Genomic DNA, 18,388 nt, shown 5'->3' on the forward strand with positions numbered 1-18,388 from the left:
GGCCCTATTTCAATGCGCCCGCTAAAAACTGCTGCAGCCGCGGACTTTGCGGATGGTTAAACAGCACCTCCGGCGGCCCCTGCTCTTCTATCCGGCCCTGATGTAAAAAAATCACGTGGCTGGAGACGTGGCGGGCAAATTCCATTTCGTGCGTCACTACCACCATGGTTTTGCCCTCTTCCGCCAGCTTTTGCATAATCCGCAGAACTTCGCCCACCAGCTCCGGATCGAGCGCCGAGGTTGGTTCATCAAACAGCAGCACTTCCGGCTCCATTGCCAACGCGCGGGCAATGGAAACGCGCTGCTGCTGGCCGCCGGAGAGATGCACCGGATATTTTGCCCGCGCGCGCTCGTCGATGCCGACCTTATCCAGATAGCGAATGGCCCGCGACTGCGCCTCGGCCTTGCTCAGGCCCAGCACCTGGATGGGCGCCTCCATCACGTTTTGCAGCACCGTCAGATGGCTCCACAGGTTAAAGTGCTGGAACACCATCGTCAGGCTGGTGCGCAGCGCCCGCAGCTGCTCTTTATTGGCGACTTTTAGCTGGCCGTCGGTGTCGCGCACCAGATTAATCAGCTGATTATTAACGGCAATAGAGCCTTCGCTCGGCTTCTCCAGAAAGTTAATGCAGCGCAGAAAGGTACTTTTCCCCGAGCCGGAAGAGCCAATAATGGTGATAACATCGCCCGCCTTCGCCTGGAGCGAGACGCCCTTCAGCACTTCATGATCGCCATAGCGTTTATGCAGCTCGGTGACGTTTAGTTTATTGGACATAGGTCTACTCAATGGGTCGATGAAGGTTTCATATGCGCCAGCCAGCGTTTTTCCGCCCTGCGGAACAGGCTAATCAATACATAAGAGATAATCAGATACAGCGCCGCCGCGATGCCGAAAGCAACGAAAGGCCGATAGGTGGCGGAGTTGATATCGCGCGCGACCTTCAGCAGGTCGGGCACGGTCGCGGTAAAGGCCAGCGCCGTAGAGTGCAGCATCAAAATTACCTCATTGCTGTAGGCGGGCAGCGCGATGCGCAGCGCCGAAGGCAGAATAATGCAGCGATAGAGCTTAAAGGTAGAGAAGCCATAGGCGCGCGCCGCCTCGATTTCGCCATGCGGCACGGCGCGGATGGCGCCAGCGAAAATTTCCGTGGTGTAGGCGCAGGTATTCAGCGTCAGCGCCAGCAGCGTACAGTTCAGGCCGCTGCGGAAAAAGGTATTCAGCAGATCGTTGCCTTTAACCACGTCCAGCGTATACATGCCTGAGTAGAACACCAGCAGCTGGACATACAGCGGCGTGCCGCGAAACAGATAGGTAAACAGCCAGACCGGAAAGCGTACGGCTTTAATGGACGACACGCGGGCGATCGCCAGCAGTATCGCCAGACAGCCGCCCAGCGCCACGGAGATAATCAGCAGCCAGAGCGTAATCGCCACGCCGGAAAAGCGGTAGCCGTCCGTCCACAGCAGGGCCTTCCAGTATTCCTGCAAAATGTCGATCATAAGTCCGCCCTTTTCACGCCCACGGAGTAGCGACGCGTAAGCCACCACAGCACGCCGTTAGAAAGCGTGGTGAAAATCAGGTAAACCACACCGGCGACGATGGCGAAATAAAACGGCTGCCAGGTGCTTTTTCCCGCCAGCTGCGTGGCTTTTACCACATCCTCCAACCCCAGCAGCGACACCAGCGCGGTCGCCTTGAGGATCACCTGCCAGTTGTTGCCGATGCCGGGCAGCGCATAGCGCATCATCGCCGGGAACAGGATGCGGCGGAACGTTTGCGACGCGGTAAAACCGAACGCGGTGGCCGCTTCAATTTGCCCTTTCGATACCGCCATAAAGGCGCCGCGAAACGTTTCCGTGAAATAGGCGCCGTAGATAAAACCCAGCGTAATAATGCCCGCCGTCATCGGATCGATATCAAACTGGCTGAGGCCCATCAGCTCGGTAACCTGGTTAAGCGCGATTTGCAGCCCATAGAAGATCAGCAGCATCAGCACCAGGTCGGGCACGCCGCGGATCAGCGTGGTGTAACCTTCAAACAGCATAGCCAGCGGACGACGGCCGGAAAGCTTTGCGCCCGCGCCGATCAGGCCCAGCACGACCGAAAGCAGCACGGAGCAGAGCGCCAGCTCCAGCGTCACCATCGCGCCTTTGAAAATGATTGCAGAGTAGCCATACAGCATAAGCAGTTTCCTGGCTGATTTAAGGCGTTTGCCCCAACGCCTGGGGCAAATCGGGGGCCGCCAGCGCCGCCCCCTGACAGGTTTTCTTAGCCGCCGTAGACGTCAAAGTTAAAATATTTTTTCGCCAGCTTGTCATAGGTGCCGTCCTGGCGCATCGCCGCCACGGCTTTATCGATAGCGGCTTTCAGCTCGGTGCTTTCTTTCGGCAGCCCCATACCTGTGCCAACGCCAAAGATTTTTTCGTCCTTCACTGCCGGGCCGGCAAAAGCGTAGTCTTTACCGACAGGCTGCTTGAGGAAGCCTTCGCTGGCGGCCACTTCATCCTGAAACGCGGCGTCGATACGTCCCGCCGTCAGATCCTGATAAACCAAATCCTGATTGGCATAAGGCGTTACGGTTACGCCCTGCGTGCGCCAGTACTGGTTGGCATAGGTTTCCTGCGTTGTGCCCTGCAGCAAACCAATAGTTTTGCCCTTCAGCGACGCCACGGTCGGTTCGATTTTGGCACCTTTAGGGGCGATCAGGCGGGCGTTGGCGGCATAAAGTTTTTCAGAGAAGGCGATCTCCTGCTGACGCTTTTCGGTAATAGAAAGCGAAGAGATAATCGCATCGATTTTTTTCGCCTTCAGCGACGGGATCAGCGCGTCGAAATCGCTTTCGACGAAGGTACATTTCGTTGCCATACGCTTACAGATCTCGTTGGCAAGGTCGATATCAAAGCCCACCAGTTCGCCCTGCGCGTTTTTGGATTCAAACGGCGCATAGGTTGGGTCGGTGCCGATACGCAGCGTTTTGGGCACGGCGGCCAGCGCGCTACCGGCAGAGAACGCCAGCAGCAGAGAAAGAGCCATCACCTGCTTCTTCATAGATTATCCTCAGAGTCACTTTTATTATGGAGGGGCCAGCGTAAAGACGTGCAGCTTTCATGCCACCTTTACCAGAGGGTCACGAAAGCGCACCGGCGCATAAAGAAGTTAAAAAAACGCGACCCGACAGCAGGATTATGGAAGAAGAATGCCTCGCTTTGGTGCATTTTCTGCACGCAAAGCGTGTTTATGGGAGCGGGCGCACCAAAAAAGCGCAGGAGACAGGCTTCTATGCACCCTGCCAGCGCGTGAAAAGATCGTTATCCAGCTCGATATCAAACTGATCCAGCACGCGGTTGACCGTCTGGTCAACGATGTCCATGACGTTCTCAGGACGATGATAGAAGGCCGGTACGGGCGGCATGATAATCGCGCCCAGCTCCGCCGCCGTGGTCATCATCCGCAGATGCCCAAGATGCAGCGGCGTTTCCCGCACGCAGAGCACCAGCCGACGACGCTCTTTCAGGATCACGTCCGCCGCACGCGTCAGCAGACCGTCGCTGTAGCTGTGGACGATGCCGGACAGCGTTTTCATTGAACAGGGCAGGATAGCCATTCCGTCGGTTTTGAACGAGCCGGAAGAGATGCTGGCGGCGATATCGCGCGCGTCATGCACCACATCCGCCATCGCCTGCACGTCGCGCACGGAATAGTCGCTTTCCAGCGCCAGCGTCTGCCGCGCGGCCTGGCTCATCACCAGATGCGTTTCCACTTCGTCGACCTGTTGCAGTATCTGGAGCGTGCGAATGCCGTAAATTACGCCGCTGGCGCCCGAAATGCCGATGATAAGTCGTTTCATAATAATCCTTAACCTTCCTGGGGCCGGCCCAAAAAAAATGGGCCGGAATAGCTTCCGACCCATGATACCAGGAAAGCGGCGAGCGCATCAGCCCTCGTTGTGCATTTCCAGGTTTTCGACCTCGTTCTGGCGCGCCAGCGCTTTTGCATCGTCGTTGCGCAGCGACTGGATATGCTCCAGATAGCGCTGATCGACATCTTTCGTCACGTAGACGCCGTTAAACACCGAACATTCAAACTGGGCAATATCCGGATTTTCTTCGCGCACCGCTTCAATCAGATCGTCCAGGTCCTGGAAAATCAGCGCGTCGGCTTTGATCAGCTTGCAGATCTCGTCCACTTCTCGCCCGTGCGCAATCAGCTCGGTCGCGCTTGGCATATCGATGCCGTAGACGTTCGGGAAGCGGATTTCCGGCGCGGCGGAAGCCAGATAGACTTTTTTCGCCCCGGCTTCGCGCGCCATTTCAATAATCTGTTCCGACGTGGTGCCGCGCACGATGGAATCGTCCACCAGCAGCACGTTCTTACCGCGAAATTCCGCGCGGTTGGCGTTCAGCTTGCGGCGCACCGCGCTGCGGCGCTGGTGCTGGCCCGGCATAATAAAGGTGCGGCCCACGTAGCGGTTTTTCACAAAACCCTGACGGTAAGGCTTGTCCAGAATGCGCGCCATTTCCAACGCGATATCGCAGGAGGTTTCCGGGATCGGGATCACCACGTCAATATCCAGGTCTTCCCATTCGCGGGCAATCTTTTCGCCCAGCTTGGTGCCCATGCGCACGCGGGCGCTGTATACGGAAATTTTGTCCAGGAAGGAATCCGGACGGGCAAAATAGACGTACTCGAACAGGCACGGGTTGCATTTGGGGTTTTCCGCGCACTGACGGGTGAACAGCTGCCCTTTCTCAGTGACGTAAACCGCTTCGCCCGGCGCCACGTCGCGCAGGAACTCAAAGCCCAGCGTATCCAGCGCCACGCTTTCGGAAGCCACCATATACTCGCTGCGGCCGTCTTTCATTGCGCGCTTGCCGATAACCAGCGGACGGATGCCGTTGGGATCGCGGAAGGCGACCAGGCCGTGGCCGATAATCATCGCTACGCAGGCATAAGCGCCGCGCACGTGCTGGTGCACCGCCGCCACCGCCGCGAAAATATTCTCCGCTTCCAGCGGATAGTGCTGAAAACGATCCAGCTCGGTGGCGAAAATATTCAGCAGGATTTCCGAATCGGAAGTGGTGTTCACGTGACGGCGGCCGCTTTCAAACAGCTGCTTGCGCAGCTCGTGGGCGTTGGTCAGGTTACCGTTGTGCGCAAGCGTAATGCCGTAAGGCGAGTTAACGTAGAAGGGCTGCGCTTCAGAAGCGCTGGAGCTTCCGGCGGTCGGGTAGCGGACGTGGCCGATCCCCATATTGCCCTGCAAACGCTGCATATGGCGGGCTTCAAAAACATCGCTCACCAGGCCGTTTGCTTTACGCAGGCGGAAGCAGTTCAGGGCATCAATGGTAACGATGCCTGCGGCATCCTGGCCACGGTGCTGCAGCACCGTTAACGCATCATAAATCGACTGGTTGACCGGCATAAAACCGGCGATCCCGACAATACCGCACATGTGGTCATTTCCTCATAAGCCGCAACCCCGGCTCAATTACCGGGGTAAAAAACTCGACGTGCTTTTCAGGTAGTCAAAAAACCACCTGATTATATAGCTAAACTGGGGAATCAGCTGGGACTGCTGCCAGTCCGGGCTTTTGGAAAAGCCGGTGAAGGTATCAAGGAAAAACAGCATGGCCGACACAATCAGTACGCCGCGTAATGCCCCGAAACAGACTCCCAGCACCCTGTCGGTTCCCGACAGGCCGGTTTTTTCAACCAGCGAGCCAATCACATAGTTGACTATCGCGCCGACAATCAGCGTGGCGATAAACAATGCCGCGATGGCGATTCCATTTCGAACCAGTTCGTCTTCAAAACCTGTGAACCAGACAGCAAGGAAGGAGTAATAATGACTGGCGACAAAAAATGCGCAACCCCAGGTGACGAGCGAAAGTGCTTCCCGAACGAACCCGCGGATCAGGCTGACAAGAGCCGAAAAACCAATAACCGCAATAATGACGTAATCTATCCAGACCATGAACTCTTCCAGCGACTGTGCCTCTGATCAGGCTGCATCCCTCTGCTGTCTGCCGCGTCGGCACGGGCAGCACAGGGACACAACCTGAGTTCGGGGCGAATTCTAACAGAAAAAGAAAACGTTTGCGTAGCTTTTCCTTAACCGTCCTGATGAAAACCGGGCGTGAAAAAAACCAGCGCAAAACCTGCAGAGATAACGGGAAAACAGGCTGGCCGACTCGCCCCGGCAACTGTTTGATTTACTTTGCTTTACGGGCTGCCGCCTCGCCTGAAACGGCACGACGACAGCCCGATTTCAGCGCCTGAAAGGCGCCGTCTCTTGCTGCGATAGCAACAGCCTAACGTGCGTTATAAGGCTTTACCACGCCGCTCAGTCCGGAGATGCCTTTCAGCTCGCCCACGGCGGCCTGCATCTTCGCTTTTGAAGCGTCCGGCCCGACATAAACGCGGGTAATCTGGCCCTGCACTGGCGTTGACGGCACCGTAAAGGCGCGATAGCCGGAAAGGCGCAGCGAGGCGACGATTTCGTTAACCTTAGCGGCGTTCTTCAGCGCGCCCAGCTGCACGACCCACGCCTGACCTGCCGGCGCGCTCTCCTGCTGTACGGGCTTCGGCTCCGGTTTCGGTTCCGGTTTGGTTTCCGGCTTCGCTACCGGCTTAGGTTCCGCCTTCGGCTTCTCTACGGGTTTTGGCTGCGCTTTGGGTTTTTCGACCGGTTTTTCCGTCACAACATGACTTACCGGCGGCGGCGACACCACGGTCGGCTGGTTGCCCGCCTGCGGCGCGGTAGAGCCGCTTTCAGCCTGCGAGGTATTTTCATTGGTCTGGCCCGCTATCGCTGTGCCTGCGCCTTCCGGCGGCTGGGCTGGCAGCGACTGCGTGACCGGCGGCACCATCTCCGTTTCCTGCTGATCGCCAGGCTTAGGCACCAGCGGGATCGCGGCGAACTCTTCTTTATAGTGCTTTTTCTTACCGTCCAGCAGGCCCGGCAGCACGATAACGCCCAGCGCCACGATGATCACCGTTCCGACCAAACGATTTTGAAACTTACTTGCCACTGCCACTCTCCGTTTCCATCGTTTCCATTACCTGCGCTACGGTGTGGAAAGAACCGCACACCAGCACGATATCCTGCGGCCCGGCCTGTCGCCGCGCCTGGTCAAACGCCGCCGCCACGCTGGCACAGGCCTGCGCGCCCGGCAAATGCGCCAGCAGCTGCTCCGCGCTTGCGCCTCGCGGCCCTGCCAGCGGCGCGCAGTACCAGTAGTCGACCTGCGGCGCCAGGCAGGCCAGCGTCCCGGCGATATCTTTGTCGTGCAGCATGCCGACCACCGCATGGACCTTTCCGGCTTTCGGCAGCTCGCCCAGGCGTTCGGCCAGGTAGCCAGCCGCATGAGGATTATGCGCGACATCCAGAATAATGCGCGGCGATTGTGCAACGGTCTGAAAACGACCGGGCAAAATCGCTTTGTCCAGCTCGTAAAGCGTGGCGTCATCAACTTTTAACGATGATGCGCGCAGCGCGGCCAGCGCGGTGGCGGCATTCGGCAGCGGCACCTGCGGCATCGGCAGGCCGTTCAGCGTGCCCCGCGCGTCGGTAAAGCTCCAGTCGTGCCCGCCAACGCGGTAAGACCAGTCGCGACCACGCTTCAATAACTGCGCGCCCAGCTCATCGGCCACTTCGCCAATGGTATGCGGCATATCAGGTTCGCCAACGATAGCAGGCTTGCCGCCACGAAAGACGCCCGCTTTTTCGCGGCCAATGCTTTCACGATCCGGGCCAAGCCAGTCGGTATGATCGAGCGCGATGCTGGTGATTACCGATACGTCGGCATCCACGATATTGGTCGCGTCCAGGCGGCCACCCAGCCCCACTTCCAGGATCGCCACATCAAGCTGCGCACGCTTAAACAGCCAGAGCGCGGAAAGCGTACCGTACTCGAAATAGGTCAGCGAAGTGTCGCCGCGCCCTTTTTCAATATCGGCAAATGAGGCGGTATGCTCCGCTTCGGCCAGCTCAAGCCCCTGAATGCGCACGCGTTCGGTATAGCGCACCAGGTGCGGCGAGCTGTAGACGCCGACGCGATAGCCGGCGGCCATCAGCAGCGTTTCCAGCGTCCGGCAGGTGGTGCCTTTGCCGTTGGTGCCGGCGACGGTAAAAACAAACGGAGCAGGTTTAAGAAGGTCAAGCCGTGCGGCGACGCGCTGAACGCGCGCCAGCCCGAGTTCGATAGCCTGAGAATGCAGATTCTCAAGATAATGAAGCCACGTGGCCAGAGGCGACGTGGCTTGAGGAAGAGTATCCATGTATCCCGTTCACAAGTTACGGTTCATTGGTGAAAGGGCGACGCGCGCCCTTTCGGACATCGGTCAGGCTTCAGGGCTGTGTGGCGCCTCTTCCACCTCTGGCACGCGCTCTTCCTGCGGCGCCGGCAGATTCATCATCTTCGCCAGCACGGAGGCGAGCTTAAAGCGCATCACCGGACGGCGCACGATCATGTCGATAGCGCCCTTCTCGATTAAAAATTCGCTGCGCTGGAAGCCCGGCGGCAGTTTTTCACGCACGGTCTGTTCGATCACGCGTGGGCCGGCAAAGCCAATCAGCGCTTTAGGCTCGGCGATGTTCAGATCGCCCAGCATGGCGAAGCTGGCGGAAACGCCGCCCATGGTCGGATCGGTCAGCACGGAGATATAAGGCAGACCGCGCGCCTGCATTTTCGCCAGCGCGGCGCTGGTTTTCGCCATCTGCATCAGCGACATCAGCGCTTCCTGCATACGGGCGCCGCCGGAGGCGGAGAAGCAGATCAGCGGGCAGTTGTCTTCCAGCGCCTGCTCAACGGCACGCACAAAGCGAGCGCCAACCACGGAGCCCATCGAGCCGCCCATAAAGGAGAACTCAAACGCGGCCGTCACAACCGGCATGCCGTGCAGCGTGCCTTTCATCACAATCAGCGCGTCTTTCTCGCCGGTGTCTTTCTGCGCCGCGGCCAGACGATCCTTGTATTTTTTGGAATCCCGGAACTTGAGCACATCTTTCGGCTCCAGCTCGCTGCCCAGTTCGGTCATCGAACCTTCGTCCAGCAGGCTGTGCAGACGGTCACGTCCGTGCATACGCATATGGTGATCGCATTTCGGGCAAACTTCCAGATTGCGTTCCAGCTCGGCACGGTAGAGAACCTGGCCGCAGCTGTCGCATTTGGTCCAGACGCCTTCCGGAATGCTGGCTTTGCGCGATGGGGTGATTGTGCTCTTGTTGAGAATTCTTTCAATCCAGCTCATTGATGACCTGTTATGTTGTTTATTGTGCTAAATCAGATACTTAACACAGATTATCGCCTGAGAATTAGGCGGTATTACATCATAAAACCGTTTTGCGCGCTACCAATTCGTCAACGGCCCGCGTTTCCCTTTTGCGCCACCGCGCACGGGCGGGCCGGGCTGTTTATTTATCATGTCGCGAAGCGGTCAGCAACGACCATAAAAACGTATTTTATGAGCAAAAGCATCAGGAAGGAACCCGCCCGCCGCCGCTGCCGGCGGACGGACGATAACAGAGAGGCTATTGCGGCTTCTGCTGACGCGCCGCGCGGCGATGACGTAACACTTCCACCACGCCTGGCAGAACCGAAACCAGAATAATAGCGACGATCAGATAGTGCAGGTTTTGCTGGATAGCAGGCAGGTTGCCAAAGAAGTAGCCGGCATAAGAGAACAGCACCACCCAAAGAATACCGCCCGCCACGTTGAACAGCGCAAAATGGCGATAGGACATTTTGCCCATACCGGCGACGAACGGCGCAAAGGTGCGGACTATCGGCACAAAGCGCGCCAGGATAATCGTTTTGCCGCCGTGACGCTCATAGAACTGATGCGTTTTATCCAGGTAGCTGCGGCGGAAAACTTTTGAGTTCGGATTGCTGAACAGCTTATTGCCGAACAGGCGTCCGATGGTGTAATTCACCGCATCGCCGACAATCGCCGCCACGCAAAGCAGCAGCGCCATCACGTGCACGTTCAGCGCGCTGTCCGGGATAGCCGCCAGCGCGCCCGCCACGAACAGCAGCGAATCGCCGGGCAGGAAAGGCGTCACCACCAGCCCCGTCTCGCAAAACAGAATCAAAAACAAAATGGCATAAATCCAGACGCCATACTGTGCAACCATCGCCTGCAGATGCACATCAATGTGCAAAATAAAGTCGATGACGGTGTGAATCACTTCCATACAGGTTCCTTAATGCGTTAATCCTCGAGGAATAGCGGCCCCATCGGCGGACGGGGTAAATCATAACGTTCCGGGTAATCGACCGCGACCAGATAAAGCCCTTCGGCCCGCGCCGTTGCCGCCGCCAGCGTGCGATCTTTCGCCGCCAGCAGCTCGGCCATCCAGCTTTCCTGCTGATTTCCACAGCCTATTTCCATCAGGCTACCGACAATGTTGCGCACCATATGGTGCACAAAAGCGTTGGCTTTGATATCCACCACCACGTAAGCCCCGTGACGGCTGACATTAAGGTGTATGACGTTGCGCCAGGGCGTGCGTGACTGGCACTGCACCGCGCGAAAAGAGGTAAAGTCGTTTTCGCCCAGCAGCGCCTGCCCTGCCCGCTGCATTTTTTCCACATCCAGCGGATGGTAAAAATGCGTTACGCCGCCGTGCAAAATCGCCGGACGCAGACGACGGTTATAGATGACGTAACGATAGCGCCGCGCCGTGGCGCTGAAGCGGGCGTGAAAATCGTCCGCAACCGGCTTCACCCAGCGCACGGCGATATCGTCCGGCAGGTTGGCGTTGACGCCCAGCGTCCAGGCGGCATCTTTACGCAGCGAGGTGGTTTCAAAATGCACCACCTGGCCAGTACCGTGCACGCCCGCATCGGTTCGGCCTGCGCAGAACACCACCACCGGATGATCGGCCACTTTAGAGAGCGCTTTTTCCAGCTTCTCCTGCACGCTTCTGACTTCCTGCTGCCGCTGCCAGCCGTAATAGCGGCTGCCGTCATACTCAATGCCCAGCGCCAGTTTGTACGTTTGCGGCGCCGACATTACCAGAAGTACTCCTGTACCAGTTTCTCAGCGGTTTTCACCGCCATCAGCGCGCCGCCAAAGCGTACGTTGTCCGCTACCGACCAGAATTGCAGCAGCTCCGGGATGCCGTAATCGTTGCGCACGCAGCCCAGGCTGAGCAGTGCGCTGCCCGATGCGTCGCCGACCTGCGTCGGATAGTCGTTTTCATCGGAAAGCGCGATATCTTCCGCCTGCATCAGCGCTTCGCGCGCCTCTTCCGCCGACATCGGGCGCAGGTTTTCCACGTGCACAATTTGCGCGTTGCCGTAAAAAACCGGCGCCTGAACGGTGGTGACCGAAATCGGCAGCCCTTCATCCTGCAGCACTTTACGCACCTGATCGATCAGGCGGCGCTCCTGCAGCACGCTGCCTTCGGCGTCCGGCAGCAGCGGCAGCATGTTGAAAGCCAGCTGGCGACCGAAGAAGTTCTCTTCCGCCGGCATCCCGTTCAGCAGCCGCGCGCTTTCGCCCGCCAGCGAGTCCACAGCGGCCTTGCCGTGTGCCGAAGCGGCAATCAGGCTGGTCACCTGCAAACGGCCCAGGCCCGCCTGATCCACCAGCGGTTTGATCGCGCAGAGCAGCTGGCTGGTGACGCTGTCGGCCACGCTGATGATATTGCGGTTGCGGTAGTCGGCCAGCACCTGCGGGTTCACGTCCGGCACCACCAGCGGCACGTCCGGCTCCAGCGCGAAAAGATCGCTGCTGTCGATCACCAGGCAGCCCGCGCTCGCGGCTTCTTCGGCATAGCGCGCCGAGGCTTCGCGACCGGCGGCGAAAAAGGCCAGCTGCACCTGCGACCAGTCGAACTCGCTGGCGTTGTTAACCAGCAGCGTTCTGCCTTCAAAACGCAGGTTTTCGCCCGCGCTGCGTTCGCTCGCCAGCAGATACAGCTCACCAACCGGGAACTGACGCTCGGCCAGTAATTCCAGTACTGCTCCCCCTACTGCGCCTGTCGCGCCCAGTAGCGCAATATTCCAGCCGTCAGACATGTTGGTTTACTCCAGATAATGTACATAAAAAACAGAGGGCGGTGACGACACCGCCCGACGATTCAGAATTGTTCGTAGCGGGCGTCGCGCCCTTACGTGGGGGCGCGCCGCCTGAAATTTTTAGCAATCGGCCTGCCAGTACGCGCTGAAACCCAGCGCCGATAGCAGCGTCGCGGTGCTTTCGCTATTGCACTGCACGCGCAGCGAAGACCATTCGCGACGTTCCAGATAATTTTTACGCAGGCGATCGAATTCACCCGGTACGTCCGCCACTTTTCGCAGCGGCGCGTCGTCGCGGCGCACATCATACACCAGATGCACCAGTCTTTTCAGCGTCGGCTGATCCAGCTCGCCGCGCAGCGTGATCAGGCCGAATTCCGGCGCGGGCAGCAGGGTTTCCAGCGCCACCTGCTGCGGGTTGCCTAAAAACTGCGTCCAGGCTTCAAATACCTGGGTGGTGCCGCGCGCTTTCCCTTCCAGGGTGTAGCCCGCGATATGGGCGGTGGCGATATCCACTTTTTCCAGCAGCGGCAGGGAAAGCTCCGGCTCCGGCTCCCACACGTCCAGCACCACGCTGAGATCGCGGCGCGTTTCCAGCACCTTCAGTAGCGCCTGATTGTCCACTACCGGCCCACGGCAGGCGTTGATCAGAATAGCGTTGGGTTTCAGCGCCCGCAGCAGCGCCTCGTCGGCCAGATGCAGCGTTTTGTAGGCGCCCTGCTTAAACAGCGGCGTGTGGAAGGTCAGGATATCGGCTTCCGCCACCAGCTGTGAAAGCGGCAGGAAGTCCCCTTCGTCGCCTTGATCGGCACGCGGAGGATCGCAAAGCAAGGTGCGGATCCCCAGCGCGGCAAGACGAGCCTGCAGGCGCCCGCCGACGTTGCCGACGCCGACAATGCCGACGGTGCGATCTTTCAGCGCGAAGCCGTCGCGTTCCGCCAGCAGCAGCAGCGCAGAGAAAACGTATTCCACCACGGCGATGGCGTTACAGCCCGGTGCCGCCGAAAAAGCGATCCCCTGTTGTTGCAGAAAAGCCTCATCAATATGATCGGTGCCTGCCGTGGCCGTGCCGACAAATTTTACCGGCTTGCCGTTTAACAGCTCCGCATTGACTTTGGTCACGGAGCGCACCATCAGGCCGTCAGCGTCATCCAGCTCGGCCTGCGGGACGGGACGGCCGGGAACGGCCACTACATCGCCCGTGCGGCTAAACAGTTCGCGCGCATAGGGCATGTTTTCATCAACGAGAATTTTCACAATCGGGGTTCCTGCTCGGTAACAGTGAGGGACGTTATTCTGCCATAAAGCCGGGAAAGGGATAAGCCCGTGGTGCGGCGAGCCAATAAGCCGCCCTATTTAAAGATCATTTTTGCATAAGGGTTTTTGCGACAGGCCGCCAGCCGCTGGTAAAATGCCAGGCTAACACGTAAGTCCGTAACGGCCAGCGTTAAATGATTGAGTCCTTGAAGCATTATCGGCTACTGATTGATGCGTGTAATCAGCACGCGGGTGTTGTGACAGGCTTTGTCCTGACACACTTCGCTAAACCACAGCTGGCCGCTGTCGCCCACCATTACGCCCTGATCCCTGGCGAACAGATCTTCATATTTCTGCGCGATAATGACGCGGCTTAAATCAGGCGTGAATACGCTGCCGTAGTGCTTCTTTAACATTGCCGCAGTGCGATAGGTTTTCGCTTTCCCTTTTAAACCGACCTCAAGCGGATAAGCAATCATCGTCGCCACTTTGGCTTTGTCTTTTGCCGCCACCGCCTGTTGCAGTTCGCCAAGAAAATCCTGGTATTTCTGATGGGAGCCAAACAGAAAATCCAGACGCTGATCCACTTCCTGCGTGGTGGCTGCATAAACGTTCCCCATACCGAGAAACAGGGATAGCAGCAGAATAGCCAGCCGGGTATACATAAAATTCTCCTTGAAAAGCGGCCTGTGCGCCGCGCTAACTTTAGGCTTAAGTCGGCAGCCACGTCAAAGACAGAGCGCGGTCAAGGGCGATCGAAAATGGCCGCCAGCGACGCCTCTTCCAGCTGTTGATACAGCGAAAACTCGTCGATAACCGCGCAGCCCAGCGCCTGCTCAAAGGCCAACTGATTGGGATGGCCCTTGCCCGCTGCTCCCCTTTCGCTGCCCAGGTTCGACTGGAAAATGCCCGCGGCGCTGACCGGCAGAAAATCTTCATAAACCACTGGCCTGGCCTCTATGGTGCCGTCGTCGATCAGGCTTTGCAGCTGCTCACGGCTGGCCTGCTCCGGCAGCGTCGCGCCCGCCGACAGCCGATAGCTAAAATAGCCCAGCTTCTGCCGACGCAGCTCGTGCATATCATCCGGGAAAGCGGCAAAGTTCGCGGCCAGCCCGGCGGCTTTATCCCCCGCCGTCGGCTGTTGCAAAAGCCGATCGTAAAGCGCACGGCCTGCGGGCGTCAGCGCCAGCCCGCGCTGCTCGATTTCACCAAAGCGCGCGGTGTGCCTGCCCTCGCTGTTGTCGGTAAAGGTGATTTTTTCGCTCAGCGCCTTAAAGCTGGTCTGACGCAGCAGAATGGGCACGCGACGCGGCGGCGGCCCTTCAATGCTCTCTTTCGGCACGATCTGATAAGCGGGCATCTGCCGCTGCACGGCGTCAATATCCAGCGTGCGCGGCGTAAGGTGGTTAATGTGCGGCCCTTTAAAAGAAACCACGTCCGCAATCAGGCGGTGCTGATCCAGCAGCGACTGATAAGTTGCCCCGTCCACCTGCGCTTCGCTGTGCCACTGAAAGGTTTTCAGCGCTTCGGCGACAAACTCATCCGCCTGTGCGGCGGTTAAGCCTTGCTGAGCATGGCCGATCTCAAGCAGTTCCAGCAGACGCGGCGTAAAGATATTCCGCTGGTCGAGGATCTGGCTCACCTTCTGCTTCAGTCCGTCATCATCGATCAGCTCCAGGCGCAGCAGCGAGGTAAACACGCGGAAAGGATTATATTGCAGCGAACGCGCGTCGACGGGGCGGAAAGCGGTAGCGTGCACCGGCACGCCTGCCGCAGAAAGATCGTAATAGCTGACCGGATACATGCCCATTACCGCAAACAGTCGGCGCATGGTCGCCAGCTCCTGCGCTTTGCCAAGGCGGATAGCGCCGTGCCGTTCAACGGCCAGCCGGTTCAGCTCCGGCGCGCTGTCGGCGTCCGCAAAGGTCTCGGGATGGGCCTGCAAATAGCGGGCGTTCACCTCTTTCACTAACTGCAACAGCGTGCGGTACTGCGGCACTTCCTGCTGGTACATCAGCGACATCGCTTTGGAAAAGGCGTCGCGGATCGCATCGGGTGAACTAAACCGGGTCATAGTCTGGCCTTATGATAGAGGGCGCCTAAACAGCGAAAGCCTTTCTTCAAGCATAGCGCCCGGCGGCCGGTTATTCGCCCTGTTTTTCGCCTGTTTGCGCAGCGGGCCGGCAGCTAGTCCGCAGCCAGCTTGCAGCCATTAAAAAAGCCATTCGCAGGAATGGCTCAGACTGCTGACAAAGCCAGAGGGTTCGTGCGGCCTGGATTTTTTGCCGCGAAACGGCAGCTTCACAGCAGCAGAGGCTGAACGGCCAGCCGTTCGCGCATGGATGCGCGAAACGAGCCCCCGTGGACGAGTTGTTCCGGCCTCCGCTGCTTTTCACCGGCCTGAACGCGACTTGATGACAGAGGATGATTTTGTCAGCAACCTCCGTTAACGCATCGTTTGCACCGCGCGAGGCTGCATTTTGCCGCTGCCGATTTTTTGCGTCTGCGCCGTGCGCCTGCGCGTGACAATAAAACTCAGCATCAGCACGATAGCGGCCACGGCGGCGGTCATCAGCGTTTCATAACGATAATCGGGCGAAATAAACATATAGCCCAATACCACCAGAATAATGCCGATGGTAAACAGCGTCAGCCACGGAAACAGCCACATCTTAAATTCCGGCGTCCGGCCGCTGCGTTCCAGCCTGCGGCGCATAATCAGCTGGGAAACGGCGATAACCAGATAGACCAGCAGCGCGATGGCGCCGGTGGTGGAAAGCAGAAAGTCGAAAACCCTGCCGGGAAAAGCGTAGTTAGCGAAACAGCCTGCAAAACCGGCCAGCGTTGAGCTGAGTACGGCAACGCGGGGCACGCCGCCGGCGGAAATTCGCGCGCCGGCCTGCGGCGCATCACCACGCTGCGCCAGCGAGTAAAACATGCGGGAGGCGGTATACAGCCCGGAGTTCATGCAGCTGCATACGGCGATAAACACTACCGAGCTGACCAGGATACCCGCGCCCGGCAGATGCAGCACGTTCAGCGCGTATTGAAAGGTTCCCTGTTCTTTCAGTTGTGGATCGTTCCAGGCGACCAGCGACACCACCAGGAAAATCGACAGCAGATAGAACAAGGCAATACGGTAAACCACCAGGTTAGTCGAGCGCCGAATCTGCTGCCCCGGATCCTTTGTCTCGGCGGCGGCAATGGTCACGATTTCCGCGCCAAAGAAGGAGAAGATGGTGATCAGCACGCCGGAAAGCACCGCGCCGCCGCCGTGTGGCATAAAGCCGCCGCTATCCCACAGGCGCGACACGCCGCTGACGTGTGCCAGAGGCCAGTAGCCCGCGACCGCCGCGATGCCCACCGCGATAAAAGCCAGGATAGCCACCACTTTAATCAGGGAAAACCAGAATTCGAATTCGCCGAAGTTTTTCACGTTGAAAAGATTGGTGCAGGTCAGCAGAGTCATAATAGAGAGTGTGTAAACCCAGGCGGGCACGGCGGGTAAAGCGGTATGAAGGATGTTCGCGCCGGCTATCGCCTCCACCGGGATCACCAGCACCCAGAACCACCAGTAGAGCCAGCCGATGGTAAAGCCTGCCCAGGGGCCAAGCGCCCGTGAAGCGTAGGTGGAAAAGGAGCCGGAATCAGGCTGCATAACCGCCATTTCTCCCAGCATTCTCATCACCAGCAGCACCAAAAAACCCGTTAATATATAAGAAATTAAGATAGCCGGCCCTGCGGTGGCAATGGCGCTGGCAGAGCCGATAAACAGACCGGCGCCGATAATCCCGGCGATGGAAATCATGGTGACCTGGCGACTGGATAACCCATCGCCCAGCGTGGATGGCGGTTTTGCTGAATAACTCATCGTAATTCCTGCCTTAGCGTAGTGGACGTTAGCGCTTAGCTCGTGCAAATTCCTTTTTTCAGTTTCGCCGTCATAAAACTGTCATTTCCTGAATTAATTCTGGACGTTGCCGAAAAAGGAGTAAAAGGCTTCAGGCCGTTTTGCCATAGCCTTTTCTTATTTCCGCCTGGAGGGTTTTACGCGGTGACGTTTTACTATGCAGAGAAGAGGCAGGAGAAAAATCAGGCAGCGGTAATAAAGGTTATTTATTTGTAGCCGCAGACGGGTACACTCTCGGCTCTTATTACTGATTCAGGCTCGACAATGAATTTTCTTTATCCTTTGATGGCGGTGTTGATCTGGTCGTTTAACGCCATCGTCAGCAAAGTCTCGGCGAACGTTATCGATCCTGCCGCTATTTCCTTTTATCGCTGGCTGATAGCGCTGGTGGCGCTGACGCCCTTCGTGCTGCCTGCGGTATGGCGCTACCGGACGCAGGTCAGGCAGCAGTGGTGGCGGCTGCTGACGCTGGGTCTGCTCGGCATGGTGCTTTATCAAAGCCTTGCCTACTATGCCGCGCACAGCGTCAGCGCGCTTTCGATGGGTATTCTGGTTTCGCTGATCCCTCTGCTGACCGTGCTGATCAGCATTGTGCTGCTGAAAGTGGCGCCCACGCTGGGCATTCTTATCGGCAGCGTGCTCTCTTTTGGCGGGCTGGTGTGGCTGATTAGCCAGGGCAGTCCCGAACGGCTGCTGACGCAGGGCATGGGCACGGGCGAGCTGATGCTGTTTGCCGCTTCCACCTCTTACGCGCTGTATGGCGTGCTGACCCGTCGCTGGGCGATCCCGCTGCCAAACTGGCAAAGCCTGTACGTGCAGATTGTGTTTGGCGTCATACTGCTGCTGCCGGGCTTTTTACTGGCAAAAGACGTGGCGCTGAACGCGCATAACCTGCCGCTGGTGCTGTTTGCCGCGCTTCCGGCTTCTATTCTTGCGCCGTTTTTATGGATCCAGGGCGTGATGCGCATGGGTGCCAGCACCGCCTCGATTTTTATGAATCTGACGCCTGTCTTTACAGCAGTTATCGCCGTGCTTTTTCTGCATGAAAAGCTGCACAGCTATCACTTTATCGGCGGCGGCGTCACGTTATGCGGCGTGATCCTGGCGCAGCGGCTGCGTACGCCGCTGCGGATCGGCAAAACAGCGCGCGCGACGGCGGATCCCTGAAAAATAATCCGCCGCGCGGCGCGCCGC

General features: G+C 58.2%; 18 protein-coding genes and 1 pseudogene. 1 reads left to right on the plus strand and 18 read right to left on the minus strand.

Features of this window, described 5'->3' with window-relative positions; translation table 11 throughout:
• Nucleotides 1-4 precede the first annotated feature (4 nt).
• From hisP to QZH36_RS14490, 18 genes and pseudogenes are all read right to left on the minus strand, one after another.
• A complete protein-coding gene (gene hisP, locus QZH36_RS14410) occupies nt 5-775 on the minus strand; it encodes a histidine ABC transporter ATP-binding protein HisP (protein ID WP_253459747.1) in 771 nt (256 codons plus the stop codon).
• 8 nt (nt 776-783) lie between these two features.
• On the minus strand, nt 784-1,500 hold the full coding sequence (locus tag QZH36_RS14415; RefSeq protein ID WP_301251938.1) for an ABC transporter permease: 717 nt from the start codon (nt 1,498-1,500) through the stop codon (nt 784-786).
• A complete protein-coding gene (locus tag QZH36_RS14420) occupies nt 1,497-2,183 on the minus strand; it encodes a histidine ABC transporter permease HisQ (protein WP_301251939.1) in 687 nt (228 codons plus the stop codon). The genes QZH36_RS14415 and QZH36_RS14420 overlap by 4 nt, the downstream gene beginning before the upstream one ends.
• An 86-nt stretch (nt 2,184-2,269) precedes the next feature.
• Entirely contained in the window at nt 2,270-3,049 is a 780-nt protein-coding gene (argT, locus tag QZH36_RS14425) for a lysine/arginine/ornithine ABC transporter substrate-binding protein ArgT (RefSeq protein ID WP_253459738.1), read from the minus strand.
• 229 nt (nt 3,050-3,278) lie between these two features.
• The gene (locus QZH36_RS14430) at nt 3,279-3,848 is read right to left on the minus strand and encodes a UbiX family flavin prenyltransferase (RefSeq protein WP_301730506.1); all 570 of its coding nucleotides are present in this window, start codon (nt 3,846-3,848) and stop codon (nt 3,279-3,281) included.
• An 87-nt stretch (nt 3,849-3,935) separates the two neighbouring features.
• Nucleotides 3,936-5,453 carry an amidophosphoribosyltransferase gene (gene purF / locus QZH36_RS14435; RefSeq protein ID WP_125288272.1) on the minus strand — a complete coding sequence of 506 codons (1,518 nt, stop codon included), beginning with the start codon at nt 5,451-5,453 and terminating at the stop codon, nt 3,936-3,938.
• Between the two features lie 36 nt (nt 5,454-5,489).
• Complete coding sequence (gene cvpA, locus QZH36_RS14440) at nt 5,490-5,975, minus strand: colicin V production protein (RefSeq protein WP_125288273.1); 486 nt, start codon at nt 5,973-5,975, stop codon at nt 5,490-5,492.
• A gap of 337 nt (nt 5,976-6,312) precedes the next feature.
• The gene (gene dedD, locus QZH36_RS14445; protein WP_301730507.1) at nt 6,313-7,032 is read right to left on the minus strand and encodes a cell division protein DedD; all 720 of its coding nucleotides are present in this window, start codon (nt 7,030-7,032) and stop codon (nt 6,313-6,315) included.
• The gene (gene folC / locus QZH36_RS14450; protein ID WP_301730508.1) at nt 7,022-8,281 is read right to left on the minus strand and encodes a bifunctional tetrahydrofolate synthase/dihydrofolate synthase; all 1,260 of its coding nucleotides are present in this window, start codon (nt 8,279-8,281) and stop codon (nt 7,022-7,024) included. The genes dedD and folC overlap by 11 nt, the downstream gene beginning before the upstream one ends.
• 63 nt (nt 8,282-8,344) lie before the next feature.
• Complete coding sequence (gene accD / locus QZH36_RS14455; RefSeq protein WP_301251941.1) at nt 8,345-9,253, minus strand: acetyl-CoA carboxylase, carboxyltransferase subunit beta; 909 nt, start codon at nt 9,251-9,253, stop codon at nt 8,345-8,347.
• Between the two features lie 280 nt (nt 9,254-9,533).
• Nucleotides 9,534-10,196, minus strand: coding sequence for a DedA family protein (locus tag QZH36_RS14460; protein ID WP_125288277.1), 663 nt, complete (start codon nt 10,194-10,196; stop codon nt 9,534-9,536).
• 17 nt (nt 10,197-10,213) lie between these two features.
• A complete protein-coding gene (gene truA, locus QZH36_RS14465) occupies nt 10,214-11,017 on the minus strand; it encodes a tRNA pseudouridine(38-40) synthase TruA (RefSeq protein WP_253459728.1) in 804 nt (267 codons plus the stop codon).
• Nucleotides 11,017-12,027, minus strand: a complete 1,011-nt coding sequence (locus tag QZH36_RS14470) for an aspartate-semialdehyde dehydrogenase (RefSeq protein WP_301251943.1) — start codon at nt 12,025-12,027, stop codon at nt 11,017-11,019. Before QZH36_RS14470 ends, truA begins: the two co-directional genes overlap by 1 nt.
• A 120-nt stretch (nt 12,028-12,147) precedes the next feature.
• A complete protein-coding gene (gene pdxB, locus QZH36_RS14475) occupies nt 12,148-13,284 on the minus strand; it encodes a 4-phosphoerythronate dehydrogenase PdxB (RefSeq protein ID WP_301730509.1) in 1,137 nt (378 codons plus the stop codon).
• A gap of 128 nt (nt 13,285-13,412) precedes the next feature.
• Nucleotides 13,413-13,499: pseudogene (locus tag QZH36_RS21485) on the minus strand (glutathione transferase); the annotation flags it as partial.
• Nucleotides 13,500-13,505: 6 nt separating this feature from the next.
• Nucleotides 13,506-13,949 carry a hypothetical protein gene (locus tag QZH36_RS14480; protein WP_301251945.1) on the minus strand — a complete coding sequence of 148 codons (444 nt, stop codon included), beginning with the start codon at nt 13,947-13,949 and terminating at the stop codon, nt 13,506-13,508.
• A gap of 80 nt (nt 13,950-14,029) precedes the next feature.
• Nucleotides 14,030-15,358 (minus strand): 2-oxoadipate dioxygenase/decarboxylase HglS, encoded by a 1,329-nt coding sequence (gene hglS, locus QZH36_RS14485; RefSeq protein ID WP_253459717.1) that lies wholly within the window; start codon nt 15,356-15,358, stop codon nt 14,030-14,032.
• Nucleotides 15,359-15,730: 372 nt separating this feature from the next.
• Nucleotides 15,731-17,155, minus strand: a complete 1,425-nt coding sequence (locus QZH36_RS14490; RefSeq protein ID WP_301730510.1) for an amino acid permease — start codon at nt 17,153-17,155, stop codon at nt 15,731-15,733.
• A gap of 303 nt (nt 17,156-17,458) precedes the next feature.
• Between QZH36_RS14490 and QZH36_RS14495 the strand changes: the two genes are divergently transcribed.
• Nucleotides 17,459-18,361 (plus strand): DMT family transporter, encoded by a 903-nt coding sequence (locus QZH36_RS14495; RefSeq protein ID WP_301730511.1) that lies wholly within the window; start codon nt 17,459-17,461, stop codon nt 18,359-18,361.
• Nucleotides 18,362-18,388 lie beyond the last annotated feature (27 nt).

It is taken from the genome of Erwinia wuhanensis, from assembly GCF_030484085.1.
GTDB classification, from domain to species: Bacteria; Pseudomonadota; Gammaproteobacteria; order Enterobacterales; family Enterobacteriaceae; genus Erwinia; species Erwinia aeris.